At 45.4% G+C, this 13,318-nt stretch carries 13 protein-coding genes; 3 read left to right on the forward strand and 10 right to left on the reverse strand.

Annotated features, from left to right (window positions below):
- Positions 1-34: 34 nt before the first annotated feature.
- The 7 genes from NLX82_RS05790 to NLX82_RS05820 all read right to left on the reverse strand — a co-directional run bounded on the left by NLX82_RS05790 (position 35) and on the right by NLX82_RS05820 (position 7,763).
- Positions 35-835 carry a response regulator gene (locus NLX82_RS05790; protein ID WP_254347601.1) on the reverse strand — a complete coding sequence of 267 codons (801 nt, stop codon included), beginning with the start codon at positions 833-835 and terminating at the stop codon, positions 35-37.
- A gap of 2 nt (positions 836-837) precedes the next feature.
- Positions 838-2,604, reverse strand: coding sequence for a cache domain-containing sensor histidine kinase (locus NLX82_RS05795; RefSeq protein WP_254347602.1), 1,767 nt, complete (start codon positions 2,602-2,604; stop codon positions 838-840).
- A gap of 278 nt (positions 2,605-2,882) precedes the next feature.
- Complete coding sequence (locus NLX82_RS05800; RefSeq protein ID WP_254347603.1) at positions 2,883-3,875, reverse strand: Gfo/Idh/MocA family protein; 993 nt, start codon at positions 3,873-3,875, stop codon at positions 2,883-2,885.
- Positions 3,876-4,084: 209 nt separating this feature from the next.
- Complete coding sequence (locus NLX82_RS05805; protein WP_028542207.1) at positions 4,085-4,528, reverse strand: HEAT repeat domain-containing protein; 444 nt, start codon at positions 4,526-4,528, stop codon at positions 4,085-4,087.
- 224 nt (positions 4,529-4,752) lie between these two features.
- On the reverse strand, positions 4,753-5,094 hold the full coding sequence (locus NLX82_RS05810) for a cupin domain-containing protein (RefSeq protein ID WP_023989787.1): 342 nt from the start codon (positions 5,092-5,094) through the stop codon (positions 4,753-4,755).
- A 75-nt stretch (positions 5,095-5,169) separates the two neighbouring features.
- Positions 5,170-6,420, reverse strand: coding sequence for a PTS ascorbate transporter subunit IIC (locus NLX82_RS05815; protein WP_023989788.1), 1,251 nt, complete (start codon positions 6,418-6,420; stop codon positions 5,170-5,172).
- Between the two features lie 320 nt (positions 6,421-6,740).
- A complete protein-coding gene (locus tag NLX82_RS05820; protein ID WP_254347604.1) occupies positions 6,741-7,763 on the reverse strand; it encodes a substrate-binding domain-containing protein in 1,023 nt (340 codons plus the stop codon).
- 336 nt (positions 7,764-8,099) lie between these two features.
- On the opposite strand from NLX82_RS05820, the gene NLX82_RS05825 reads away from it, so the two are divergent.
- Together NLX82_RS05825 and NLX82_RS05830 are read left to right on the forward strand one after the other, a co-directional pair.
- Entirely contained in the window at positions 8,100-9,293 is a 1,194-nt protein-coding gene (locus NLX82_RS05825) for a glycoside hydrolase family 5 protein (RefSeq protein ID WP_028542203.1), read from the forward strand.
- Between the two features lie 281 nt (positions 9,294-9,574).
- Positions 9,575-9,904 carry a hypothetical protein gene (locus NLX82_RS05830; RefSeq protein WP_023989791.1) on the forward strand — a complete coding sequence of 110 codons (330 nt, stop codon included), beginning with the start codon at positions 9,575-9,577 and terminating at the stop codon, positions 9,902-9,904.
- A gap of 150 nt (positions 9,905-10,054) precedes the next feature.
- On the opposite strand, the gene NLX82_RS05835 is transcribed toward NLX82_RS05830, so the two are convergent.
- The 3 genes from NLX82_RS05835 to NLX82_RS27525 all read right to left on the reverse strand — a co-directional run bounded on the left by NLX82_RS05835 (position 10,055) and on the right by NLX82_RS27525 (position 12,347).
- Positions 10,055-10,636 carry an NAD(P)H-dependent oxidoreductase gene (locus NLX82_RS05835; protein WP_254347605.1) on the reverse strand — a complete coding sequence of 194 codons (582 nt, stop codon included), beginning with the start codon at positions 10,634-10,636 and terminating at the stop codon, positions 10,055-10,057.
- A 74-nt stretch (positions 10,637-10,710) separates the two neighbouring features.
- On the reverse strand, positions 10,711-11,295 hold the full coding sequence (locus NLX82_RS05840) for a TetR/AcrR family transcriptional regulator (RefSeq protein ID WP_025723259.1): 585 nt from the start codon (positions 11,293-11,295) through the stop codon (positions 10,711-10,713).
- Positions 11,296-11,732: 437 nt separating this feature from the next.
- Positions 11,733-12,347, reverse strand: a complete 615-nt coding sequence (locus NLX82_RS27525) for a DUF4183 domain-containing protein (protein WP_302055727.1) — start codon at positions 12,345-12,347, stop codon at positions 11,733-11,735.
- A 454-nt stretch (positions 12,348-12,801) separates the two neighbouring features.
- On the opposite strand from NLX82_RS27525, the gene NLX82_RS05850 reads away from it, so the two are divergent.
- Complete coding sequence (locus tag NLX82_RS05850) at positions 12,802-13,215, forward strand: DUF4183 domain-containing protein (protein WP_254347606.1); 414 nt, start codon at positions 12,802-12,804, stop codon at positions 13,213-13,215.
- Positions 13,216-13,318: the final 103 nt, after the last annotated feature.

The following is a 13,318-nucleotide window of genomic DNA, read 5'->3' on the forward strand; positions in this document are numbered from 1 at the left end:
ATTCCACTTTTATTGGGTTTGATCTGCCTATACGTCAGTCGATATTCTCCGGCCCTGTACGCATCTGCTGCCTGTAGCGGCTGGGACTTACCCCCTCGGTCGCTTTGAATACTTTAATAAAATATTTATCTGTTCGGTAGCCTGATCGCTCGCCGATTTGGGCAATCGTTAACTGAGTATGCAGCAGCAACTCCTTAGCCCGTTGGATCCGTAGCCGATGCAGATATTCGCTGAAGGACAAACCACTTTGCTCCTTGAATAAAACACTAAAATAGCTGGCATTCAGGTGTGAATGCGCGGCAGTCTGCGCCATCGTAATGGATTCGTGAAGATGCTCCGCCATATAGGTGAAGGCACGTCGTACCGGATCACTAAGAGTAGTTGCCTGGAGATCAAGCTCTAGCAGAACAGGGTCAGCCAGCTTGTCCAGCTTCTCGTACCGCTGCCGCTCCTCTTCCAGCCGAAGCGCTTCATTGACCGCATTCAGCAGCTCCTGCTTATCAATCGGTTTGAGCAAATAATTGACGGCTCCCAGACGAAGAGCCTGCTGGACATAATCAAACTCCGCATAACCCGAGATGACAATGATCGTTGGTCGTCGTGAATCCCGTTCCAGAGAGCGGATTAAATCCAGCCCACTGAATTCCGGCAACCGGACATCCGTAATCAACAGATGAACTGTCTCCGCTCGCAGTATATTTAATGCTTCCAAACCATTATCGAATGTTACAATCCGGTATTTCCCGGCGGCCCATTGCTCCAGTGTCTGGTGTATCCCCTGACGTGTTCGCTGTTCATCGTCTACAATGACAATGGTTTTGGATGAAACACTCATTCCTACCGCCCTCCATATTCATCAGGAATTTCAAAAGCGACCACTGTTCCTTCCTGCTCAGCACTATGTATCAGCACACCATCCGTTGAATAAGATGCGCTGTCATAATAAAGAGCAAGCCTGCGCTGCACATTCACTAGTCCCATACCGGTTCCCTTGCTCTGGCAGGCTGCTCCCCCCATCAACGCTGTACGCACAGCTGCAAGTTCTTCCAGTGTCATTCCAGGTCCGTTATCTATGACCGCGATCTTGGTCCAACCCGATCTGGTCGAAGGAGTGACACTAATTTCAACACGGCCGTTGCCGATGCGATTTTCGACACCATGCAAAATGGCATTCTCTAGAATAGGCTGGATCAGCAGTTTAGGAAGCGGAATTCTGGCTGCCTCCGAAGGCATATGAATTTGCCAGCTCAGACGTTCACCCAGACGCATCTCCATCAGTTCCAGATAACGACGGATTTGCGCCATTTCTTCCCCGAGTGTCACCCAAGAGTCATGGTGAGCAGGTTCGATAACATAACGAAACAGCCGCGACATGGACACCATCAGCCCGGCAAGCTCCTCCTCTCCCTTCTCCTGTAGCGACCAGTTGAAAGCATCCAGCGTATTAAAAAGAAAATGCGGATTGATCTGCGCCTGCAGAGCTTTAAGCTCGGTTTGGCTTTGTAAAACCTCCTTCTCGCAAATAACACGGATCAATTCATTAATATCGACAATCATTGTGTTGTACTCTGCATTTAATTCTCGCAGCTCGACCGCTGCTGCCGGTTCTGGATTCAGTGCCAATGCCCCTTCCCGTGAACGACGCATCGCCTGAATCAAGTGACCTATCGGTCTTGTAATCAACGTAGACAACATAAAGGACATGAACAGGAATAGCACGGCACCAAGAGACGCGGAAATGATAAGTGTAGTCCGTAAAACCGTAATTCCGTCTGTGACGACGCTAACCGGAATCAGGATCAGCAGCGACCAGCCCGTCCGCTCCGACTGCTGAACTGCCTTCACATATTCCCGCTCCCCAATATGAACCGTCTGTGTCTTGCTATGCAGTACACCTGACAAATCCGTCTGGTTCATTGGTTCACCCGACAGCAGCTGGCCTTGTCGATCTACAAGCAGCATAGTTTCATCCGCTTCCTCATTGACCGCTGACGCACCATTCAGTCCAAAATAGCTTCGCTCCATACGGGTAATCAGGTACCCTCCGCGCGAGAACCAGCGATCCACCAGGCTCACCTGCCGAATTGCCAGCAGTGACCGGGAGTCTTCGGGATCAATGCCGATCCAGACCAGTCTTCCTTTCATCTGATTCGCTTCCCGGATGTCTGCCTGTCCAATACGTTCCTCCAGACTGCCCTCTCTAATCGGAAACAACATCTTTCCTTCGGCGGTATACAGCTCCAGTGAGCCGACACTCGGCATATATGCCTGATAGCTATGCATCACTTGCAGTAGTGATTGACGCTGTCCGAAATTCACCTTGACCCCGTTGCGCTCCTCCAGCAGAATATGCTGAACAGACGGGTGATTCGCGACCTGCTCCGTCAAGCTATCCATCTGGCCGATTAATGCATCCAGCCTACCGCTTGCTTGTACCGCAGTCTGACCAATATGCCGCTCGGCACTGTCTTTTAACAGGTGAGACACATTGAGATAAATGAACGCCCCCGCCACACTCATCATAATGAGCATCACCAGTATAAATCCGATAAAAATCTGATTACGTAATGTGTTTAATGGCTGAAACCTTGACCTTGAACGCATAAGCCTTCTCCCCCTGAACCATCGCAGAAAAATGGGTGATGATAACGCTTTCCTTTTCCTATTCTATCGCATCGTTCGTCTTTGTTGGCATATTTTCAGCAGAGATTAATCAAAATGGGCAGGAATGCTATGAAATAGAAAGGTCGTAGGGTAAACGAAAAAAATGACTCCCGACAAATGCAGGAGCCATCTACTGACCAGTTACACCGAAGCTTCTTTCAAATCACCCAAACTAAGGTACCGTCCAGGCTCCGAAACTTGTATATGAAATGGGTATCCTATTGGAGCGCAGCCAAAATGCGGTCGCACAGCTCCATCGTTTTCACGTTATCCCGTCCACTTGAACCAGGCGTCCGTCCTTCTTGGCAGCAGTTCATGAAATGTGCGATTTCACCAACAAAACCGCGCAAGTACAAATCACGGTATCCGCCCGACATCGCGGAGGCTGACGGTGTCAGAACCGTATCGTTTTCCGCAAGGGATTTCCAAGGAAGCTCTGTATGACTCTCCGACTTGTGAATGATCAGTGTATTCACCTCATCCGCGTTCGCAAAACCATGATCAAAGGTTACCGTAAACCCTTCACTCTCGCGTGTCCATGCTGTCATACCTGCGAAGTATAGGCTACCCACTACACCATTTTCAAATTTCAGGGCAATCGTATGGGAAATACACTCGCCGTTATCGTTCGCAAATCCGGTAACCTGCGCCACTTCTCCGAACAAATAACGTACCAGATCGACCATATGAACCGCCGCTAGCTTCATGAAATCTTCGCCGGTTTTACAAAACAGGGTACTGTCCACGAGAAATTTTGCCTGAAATGAGCGTGCGGTCCCAAGCGAGCCACCCTCAATCAATTCTTTTAATTTTATGTATACAGGCGCGTAGCGCTTCATGAAACCGACCATCAGTACGACACCCGCTGCTTCTGCCGCATCTGCAATTTGGGCTGCTTCCTCGGCATTCCAGCCCAGTGGCTTGTCTACAAAAACATGTTTTCCAGCCTTAATGCAGTCCAGTACGAGCGAAGGATGATCTGCCGCTTGTGCAATCACGACAACTCCATCACAGTCTTCCTGCTCCAGCATAGCCTTGTAATTGTCATAAGGTGTGCCGCTGCTTCCAAACTGCTGAAGTGCTGTCTTCGATCTGCTTAGATCTCTAGTCGCAATCGCCTGAATTTCAGCACCTGCCCCAATGACAGCAGGATATATATTCGTTGAAGCGTGAAAGCCCGCCCCGATAAAACACAGCCTCGCCTTGCTCATGTTAGTCCCTCCCATGTACACACTAAAATAATCCGATCCCGTACCATATTGCCGAAGTATATATACAGTGGCATAAAGATAAAGGACATGATTCTTAAGGAGAACAAGATAAAAAACCTTAACAAAGATAATCCCTTATCCTTGTTAAGGCTCTGTCTGTATCACCAGCAACAATCCTTAAAAATACATTCAATTACAGGGTTCAGACATTATCTTGTGGATAACGAAGCCCATTTTTGCTCCAGCCACTGATCAAATTCAGCACCCTTGTCACCTTCATAGATGTCATAAATATCGACTCTCATCTTGTGCAGCTTCTCGCGAAAATCGTTATAGGTATGGTCGGCTGGTAAGCTTTTTTTAATCCGCACCAGAATCTTCGTCAGGCCCTTAACAAGCTCACCCTCTTTGCGCACAGGCGGCTGTACATTCTCGCCCCATTCCTGAAGTCTGCGGTAAGCGGCTTCCTGAACGGCATATACCGTATCATTATTCAAACGGTGTGTCAGCAAGTCAATCGTCTGCTGGTTCTTCCATGCACCCAGATCATTTACCGCGGCTAGGCGTGTTTTCCAATCGGAGGTTCGGTTTGCAGCTACTTTAAGCTGCTCATATACATCTGCAAATTCTTGCTGAGTTTCGTTGTTTTCCAAAATCATCTCATCCTTTTCTAAAAATCACTATATTACTGTTCATCACGATTGCCGTTTGTTAAATATAACATACTTGCAGGTCTTCTTCTAAAAAAAGATAAAAAGAAATGTATCGGACATAACATGGTCAGAAGGCATTCATTCGCCTCTGTTGTCTGCCGCTGAAAGGCATCGTAAATTCCTCCAGATATCGGGGTAGATAAACCGTATTTTGAAAGGGGAATTTACAGAAAATCTGCACGTGCTGGTGTAAATGCATCTAGCAGAATACCGCCATCCTCCAGTGGGATACAGCCATGAAGAGTATCGGATGGAAAATGGATGCTGTCTCCTTCTTTGACAGTCTGCACTTCCTTTGTTTCGCCATTATCGATCATGAACTTAAAGCTTCCCTTTATTACATAAGTGACTTGTTCATGGACATGCTTATGCAACAGGATCTCCCCTGTTTGGGCTTTAGCAAACATCACTTTGACATACATAAGCTGGTCACTGTGGGCCAGCACTTTCCGGGTGGTATTACTGTCAACGATATCAATTTGAATATCTTGATCGTTAAAAAACATGGATAATTCCTCCTCTTTTTAAGGCACAAATGATTTAGATAAGTTATTTTGGAAAAACTCATAAATCGATTTAGTTTAAAACCAGCGAAAAATAAGCCAAAGTACTCCAGAAAGAGTAGTAAAGTCGGGATCGGCGAACGTTACCCCTTCGGCACCCAAAAAAGAAAAGAGCGGCAAGGTGAGAGCCGGCAGCAGACAGAGCAAGAATCCATTAAGACAACTGGAAATAACAGCTCCTCTGAAACCACCGCTGGAATTGCCGAATATCGCGGCTGCACCACCAGCGAGGAAGCAGGCCATGATCCCTGGCACAATGACAGGCAATCCGATAAACGGGAAAAGAAAGACGCAGGCAACGCCTGTGAAGAAGCTGACCAAGAAGCCTACCAACGCGGAATTGGGTGATTTGTCGAACAGTACCAGAACATCCACACCAGGGATTGCTCCAGGTGCGAACACTTGGGAGAAACCTTTGAAAGCGGGTACAATTTCAGTTGTGAACAGCTTAACACCTGCTTTTGCGATATACAAGCCGGCAGCAAAAATAGCTGACTGTTCGAGGATGAAGACGATATATTCTTTGCCATCAGATAATTTGCTGACATAATCAGAACCAGCAACCAGTCCAGATACCAGTAAAAGCACAAGCATCGTCAAGGTCGTTGCAACATTGGGGTCGCGCAAAAAACTGATGCGGTCATTAATTTTTACATTTTCGGTGTCATTTTCACGGTTGCCAAAAACTTTCCCTAAATAGGTACCTAGAATGTAAGAGGTCATGGAAGCATGAGCAATCGTATATTCATCCGATTTAATAATGTTTTTGCTGGCATTCCGGAGTAGGTAAGGAAACACCGCCATATAGCTCCCAATTACCAAAGAACCGACGATAATCGTAGTTAGCGAACTGAGACCCAGACCTTTCATAACGGCTGTAGCGGCAAAGCTCATGAACAAAATCAAGTGAAGAGACAAATAAATGTACTTGAACTTGGTCAGGCGTGCAAGCACGATGTTAAGGATCATGGAAAAGAGCAGAATGAGTGCAGCATCCGCCCCGATCTGATCAATGGTCAGTGCCATAATGGCTTCATTGCTTGGTACGACACCTTTAAGGTTGAAGGCATAAGAAAAAATTTGGCTGAAGTTAGTGAGAACGCCACCTAAAATTCCGCCGCCGACCTTGATCATGGTGAAACCCATAAAAGAAAGGGTAGTTCCCGTAATGATCTCTGATACTTTCTTCCTCTGGAATATAAGGCCGAGTAATGTCACAATCGCGATAATGATGGATGGCTCCCTGATAATGCTCATAAACATTTCCATAGTGATCTCCGACTTTCTTTTATTTATTTTCCATTCTTACTAAATCGATTTAGTAATACTCGAAAAAAATTTCCCTCTCGGGAATGTAAAAAGAAGCAGAATCATTTTTTGTGAATTAATTCACAACTCACTCCATACATTATTCGTTAAGCTTCATTCCTCCCCTCTCTTCAATCGCAATCATTACTAAAATCAGGACATACATAAATGAAAGGGTATTCATGACTCGAATCATAAGATCATTATAGCTCTTTATTTTCTTTTTACAATAGAATTTATAAAAACGTTTTCAAAAAGATGAAAAGGACATATTCAATCATTCAGTTCAGTTTTTGGACAGATTCTCTGTGGTTAATGACCGGATTCATTCGGATGATTTCTGACAGCTCCTCATGATCCTGTTTTTTTTGATCAATTTTCTCCAGCAGTAGCCTGGCACTTCTTTTCCCCATTTCAAAACTCGGCTGGGAAACGGTTGTGATCGGCGGATTATAAAAAGATGCAAAGGATACATCATCTATGCCAATCAAGGAAAAATCATTAGGTATGGTCAGATGATTATTTTTTGCATAAATCAGCACCTGCTCCAAAATCATGTCATTCGTAGCAATGATTGCGGTGGGCGGATGCTCCATATGGAATAGTTGTCCAATCAGATTAGGCATTTCATCCAACCTGCCGCTTTTGATATAGTTTTCATTCACTGGTATGTCATGTTTGCCCAACGTATTTCGATAACCTGACAGCCGCTCACTTCGTGTGGTGATCGCTTTTTTGCCTAAGGGGAACGTGATAATTCCAATGTTGTTATGACCATGCTCAATGAGTGCTTCAACCGCAAGCTCGCTGGCCTTTTCATTATTCAACAGCACTGTGTCTACGCTGATTTCATCGATTTTTCGGTCCACAAACACGAAAGGATAGCCATTTTTGACAAGGGAAACATATAATTTCTTGTTCTCTTCCGTCGGGAAAATGATAAGTCCATCCACTTGCCGAGCAATCATCGACTGGACATACTTTTTCTCTTTGAGCGAATCATCATCGGTATTGCAGACAATGACCTGGACATTTTCCAGTTGGCATTCATCTTCAATTGCACGCACGACTTCTGTTGTAAATCTCGATAAAATGGTTGAAGAAATAACCCCCACAATGAAGGTCTTCTTCTGCTTGAGACTACGTGCCACCTCATTAGGTATATAACTGAGATCCTCAATCGCTTGCTCGATCTTCTTCTTGGTGTTTTCACTCATATAGTTGTATCTCTTTTGCAGAAACTGCGAAACTGTACTCTTCGACACTCCGGCACGTTCTGCAACTTCCTTCATCGTTGTTACCATAATTACCCTCCTTTCTTTTTCTGCATGTCAGGCGTATTAATTTTCAAATATAATTCTGCAACCTGTATGTAAAGTGAATTTCACTTTATTATATACCTTCTTTTACAGCAGGAAAATATAATAAATGAGGAGTTAGAGCGTGCCCTCCACCTCATATACAACCGCCCCCACAAATGCTGGACACTTAGCTTAACCATCCGTTGTTACGAATCTATTGAATTCGAACGAAATCTTAGAAATATACGAATTTTATGAACTTGTTTGATGGAAGATTTGAACATAAAATGAGAATGTAATCGGTTACAATTTCTTTTAAATAAAGGAGGAAGCAGAATTATGAAGAAAAAAGGACTGAAAAAAACATTTTTCATCATTACCTCCCTCGTAATGGGCTTCACACTGTATGGCTATACTCCCGCTTCAGTAGATGCAGCCAGTGTGAAAGGATATTATCACACCCAAGGAAACAAGATTGTAGACGAATCCGGGAAAGAAGCGGCATTTAACGGCCTGAACTGGTTCGGTCTGGAAACCCCTAATTACACCTTGCATGGACTGTGGAGCCGCTCAATGGACGACATGCTGGATCAGGTGAAGAAAGAAGGCTACAATCTGATTCGTCTGCCTTACAGCAATCAGTTATTCGATTCCAGTTCCCGTCCAGACAGTATTGATTATCACAAAAACCCTGACCTGGTCGGATTAACTCCGATTCAAATTATGGACAAGCTGATCGAAAAAGCTGGACAACGCGGTATTCAGATTATCCTTGACCGTCACCGTCCAAGCTCAGGTGGGCAATCCGAGCTGTGGTACACATCCCAGTACCCTGAGTCTCGCTGGATTAGCGACTGGAAAATGTTGGCTGATCGTTATAAAAACAACCCTACCGTCATTGGTGCGGATTTACACAATGAGCCACACGGTCAAGCAAGCTGGGGCACAGGCAATGCCTCCACAGACTGGCGTCTGGCGGCACAACGTGCAGGGAATGCGATTCTGTCCGTGAATCCGAATTGGCTGATTCTCGTAGAAGGTGTAGACCACAATGTACAAGGCAACAATAGCCAATACTGGTGGGGTGGCAACCTGACAGGTGTAGCCAACTATCCTGTCGTTCTGGACGTACCGAATCGTGTCGTATATTCTCCTCATGATTACGGCCCTGGTGTGTCTTCGCAGCCATGGTTCAACGACCCGGCCTTCCCGTCCAACCTGCCAGCGATCTGGGATCAAACCTGGGGCTACATCAGCAAGCAAAACATAGCTCCGGTGCTGGTCGGTGAATTCGGCGGTCGTAATGTTGATTTGTCTACTACTGAGGGGAAATGGCAAAATGCACTCGTAGACTATATTGGTGCCAACAACCTGTACTTTACGTACTGGTCCCTGAATCCGAATAGCGGCGACACAGGCGGTCTGCTGCTGGACGACTGGGTTACCTGGAATCGTCCGAAGCAGGATATGCTGAGCCGGATTATGAAACCTGTTATTTTTGTAGCGGAACAAGCGAAAGCAACCGCCGAATAGGCACAGGGCTTCACTTCACTTATTGAAAAAGCCGATTTTCCTCCTTCAGGCCAGATTATGCTGGGCTATGAAGATGTGGAGAAACGGCTTTTTTTTGTGATACCTGCAAACCTCCAGGATTACACTCCACGTGTGTACATGTTTTCCTCCCCTTCTTGACGCCTTCTATCCAGTTTTATACATTGTAAATTCCCCATCGAATGGGGCATTTTGTAAACTAAATCTCTCTTTTAACCGATAAATACATATGTTGGATTTGAACTCAGGAAGGAAGATTTCATGTGATTGTTTGGAAGGGTTTTGGTATTTTAAACATCGTTGTTCCAGGGATTTTATTTGTTATAGTCGGGAGTTTAGTATCCGCTCTAGGGCTTGACTCCATAGATTCCCGGCTACCGATGGCTTTTGTGTTCATTGTGTCGGGGGTTATTATCTGGTACTTGGGAAAAGCGCTTAACGCCGACTCGGACAAAGTGCTAGTTGATATGGAAACGGGGCAACGCTATCGAATGGGAACCCAGCACAGTCTGTTTTTTATCCCTATGCATTATTGGGGCCCTGCCGGTCTAGCGATCGGATTTATTTTAATCGTTGCATCGATATTTATATAACGTTGATTTCAAAACATGAGCTATCCCGAACACCACAATGCGAGTCAGTTGCTCCCATTGTGGTCTTTTTCCTTTTCGCAGGTCAATTATGATCAGATACCACCATGATTTACCTGTAGGCCAATGAATTTGGGGCAGGCAGGTGAAAACCTAGCTCATATTTCGCCCCAGCTGCTCCACCTTGCTCAGCCAATCGTTGCGCTGCTGATCCGATAATTTATTCATGAGATCAATCACAGTAGAATGCACCGGTTTGACACCGCATAGATGCAGCGTGGAATCCTTCATCATCCGATGTCCAGGCTGTCCCTGGAAAAATCGGTAGTACCAATGCGGACCGTCCATCGTTGTAATGAGGCGGGCCGTTCTTCCTTTTAGAAGCTTGTCAGGCAGGGGTTTTCCTTTTTGATACTTAAACGCAAATCCCGGCATAAAGATACGGTCAATGAATCCTTTCATTAATGCAGGCAAGCTGCCCCACCAGATCGGAAAGACAAAAACGAGGTGTTCTGCCCATTTAATCGACTCCTGTGCTTGGATCAAATCAGGTTCCAGCGGTAATTTATTACGATATCCACCTAATAGATTTGGATTAAAATCCAACGCGGACAGCTGCAACAAACGAACCTCCGCCCCTGCAGCCTTCGCTCCTTTTACATAGGATTGAGCCAGCGCTTCCCCATAACTGCCAGCGACCGGATTCCCTTGAATCACCAATATTTTTTTAGACATATAAACCACTTCCTACCTTCATATTATGATTTTAGTTAGAAGACACTAACTTTATATTTAAAAAGAAAAGGTCACTACTGACCTTTACTTAATAAAGCAGTTAAACGTTGTTTGACCTCTGCTGCAAATGGAACCAACTGCTGTGGAAGTTCACCTTCCAGGCTGGAGACGGACAAGCGTGTAATGGCTCCAATGATGAGCACACCGGATAGCAGAGCATCCTGCTTCGGCAGTTCACCTTGTTGAATCCCCTGTTCGATGAATTCAGTCAACGCCTCCAGCGGCTGACGCACATTCTGGCTCTGGCTTGCTTCAACATACAGCTCATGATGCTGTGATAGTAGAAGCAAACCATACTGGTCCTCATCATGCATATTCAGCACTTCATCCACCAGTTGATGGAAACGACTAACGAAGTTCCCACTCTGCTTGCGATAGAAGTCAATTAATGTGGTGTAGCTATTACAATACTGCCCGAATACTTCCAAGGCCATCGCATCTTTACTCTTAAAATGCTTATAAATCGCGGCATCCGTCACACCGGCAGCCTCTCCAATTTCTTTGACTGAAATGCCGTCAATTCCTTTGGTTGCAAATAAGCACATTGCTGCCTGCAGAATATCTTTCTTTTTGCTGTCTACATGTGTTTTCTTATTCATAAGCTTATAGTAAGTGATAACTAACTAAAATGCAAATTATATTTATGCAGGCTCATTCTGTCTTCATACTTTCATTTGAAATATATTGAATTAAACCTAAAAACCATGTTTTATAAGCGATTAATCATAAATACCCTAAATAATACGTGCATCATCCCATTTTATTCATATAAAAAAGATATGTAACCGAATAAAACGGGCGCTAGGATAGGTGGGACTAATTATGCTTGAGGTGCATGCAGTCACCCAGCAGGGAAAAGACTCAGGCAGTCTTGGATATGGAGCGACGAGTACATTTCCCCGCTGCAAAAAGTCGTACAAGCCATCCATGACCAAGGCCCCAAAGCCGATCTTCAGCTTTGGCGTGTCGGGCGCAAAGGCTCGTTGCCCCAAGAAACAGCTGTATCTGCCTCTGGGTTGCCTCACCGCAAACAGTATCATCCACTGGATCGCACACTAAATTGGACAATTTCCACAATAATAGGTGTGCCGGAGAGAATTGCCTCTCCTTCGTTAAGGCGAATCGTCAGCGATAAAGGTGTCAGGCTGTACAATGTGCTTTCTTGTATCATTCCATTAATGTATAGATTGGCATAGCTGTTGCTTCCGACATTAAAACGCTTAAAGGCCTCCTGCACACCATCTACAGAAAATTGATCCGCCATAATCGTGATTGAAGATTCAATTGTAGCAGGTGCAAGATAAAAATACCGCTCAGCCGTAGGAACAATTTCAATATTTGAAATGTCAGCTGCCGGGCCGGTTGGCCCTGTTATACCTCGGGCTCCAGTAGGACCAGCTATGCCCTGCGCTCCAGTAGGGCCGGGTACTCCTGTTGCACCTGGACTTCCTTGGACTCCAGCCGGACCTGGCGCTCCCCGCGTTCCTGCTGGACCCTGTATTCCTGGTATTCCTTGGACTCCCGGTGTTCCCGCAGTTCCCGATATACCTTGGGCTCCTGCTAAACCTGGAATACCTTGTACCCCTGTCAAACCGGGAATGCCTTGTGCTCCTGCCGAACCCGGTGCAGCTCGCTTTCCCGTCTGGCTCATGCTCCTCCTCCGCTTGCTAGGAGTATTTCTGCACCTCCGTTGCATGATTAGCTTTGGATGCTTTTTGGCATGGAACCCCGTTTTTGTTCTACCTTTGAATGAATAACTTGTTTTACACTTTTTACGTTTGTTGATCTTGTAATGTACGGTCCTCTTTCCTAGCCTCCTTAGTGATGAATCGCGTCTCCTCATACCAGCCGTATACACCTCCTTCTCACATGCTTATTTATGTAGTGTATGCACATCCCCCTTTAGGGTTTTAGGCATTTGTAACCTTCAGATTCCAAGTATTCGCTTCCATCTATATTTGTAGCAAAATAGGGCCTTCTCCATTTACCCTATTATTAATAGAAAGGTTAATATGCCGTTTCCGAATAGGTTGAACAATCATTTATTGATTAAGAGCCAGCGAATGCAAATGGCTCATTACCAGTAAAGAAAGGAGATGAGAACTATGCCAATCATAAAACCTGTGTTTACAGCAGTAGCTACTGCTCCCGTATCAACGGGTGGCGCCATAGCCACGACCGTAGCCCCAGCCACGACTCGCTTTTTTGCAACGATTACAGCTGGAATGATCGGAGCAACAGAAACAACCGTTCCTGCTGCAAGCTTTGTAGATGACGCCGATGCTCCAGTTGTTGCTTTACCGACATTAACGGCTACTGATTCTTCTAATTTTTATATTAACGGAGTTATTCAGCAGAGCTCCTTATTCACCCTCACCACAGCAAGTCTGGTCATTGCCTCCATAGATATTACACCAGGTGTCCCAGTTGTTATAGAAATAACAGATTTTAGCGGCACAACTTCCATTATCGCGACTCAGCCTACCATCTCTGCGCCTACCGTCACTATTATCACTTAACACTTTTCATATTTTTGATTCAAGTTGGACTGAACGGTCATTCACGCTGTACATTACCCCGTATAAGCTAGAAAAGACCGATTCAGATGTCGATATCTGAATC

Origin of the sequence: Paenibacillus sp. A3M_27_13, assembly GCF_024213315.1 — a bacterium.
Classification (GTDB): domain Bacteria; phylum Bacillota; class Bacilli; order Paenibacillales; family Paenibacillaceae; genus Paenibacillus; species Paenibacillus polymyxa_B.

Coding starts and splice junctions, on each gene's coding strand:
- NLX82_RS05790 (WP_254347601.1), bottom strand. CDS start 835: ATGAGTGTTTCATCCAAAACCATTGTCATTGTAGACGATGAACAGCGA.
- NLX82_RS05795 (WP_254347602.1), bottom strand. CDS start 2,604: ATGCGTTCAAGGTCAAGGTTTCAGCCATTAAACACATTACGTAATCAG.
- NLX82_RS05800 (WP_254347603.1), bottom strand. CDS start 3,875: ATGAGCAAGGCGAGGCTGTGTTTTATCGGGGCGGGCTTTCACGCTTCA.
- NLX82_RS05810 (WP_023989787.1), bottom strand. CDS start 5,094: ATGTTTTTTAACGATCAAGATATTCAAATTGATATCGTTGACAGTAAT.
- NLX82_RS05815 (WP_023989788.1), bottom strand. CDS start 6,420: ATGGAAATGTTTATGAGCATTATCAGGGAGCCATCCATCATTATCGCG.
- NLX82_RS05820 (WP_254347604.1), bottom strand. CDS start 7,763: ATGGTAACAACGATGAAGGAAGTTGCAGAACGTGCCGGAGTGTCGAAG.
- NLX82_RS05825 (WP_028542203.1), top strand. CDS start 8,100: ATGAAGAAAAAAGGACTGAAAAAAACATTTTTCATCATTACCTCCCTC.
- NLX82_RS05835 (WP_254347605.1), bottom strand. CDS start 10,636: ATGTCTAAAAAAATATTGGTGATTCAAGGGAATCCGGTCGCTGGCAGT.
- NLX82_RS05840 (WP_025723259.1), bottom strand. CDS start 11,295: ATGAATAAGAAAACACATGTAGACAGCAAAAAGAAAGATATTCTGCAG.
- NLX82_RS27525 (WP_302055727.1), bottom strand. CDS start 12,347: ATGAGCCAGACGGGAAAGCGAGCTGCACCGGGTTCGGCAGGAGCACAA.
- NLX82_RS05850 (WP_254347606.1), top strand. CDS start 12,802: ATGCCAATCATAAAACCTGTGTTTACAGCAGTAGCTACTGCTCCCGTA.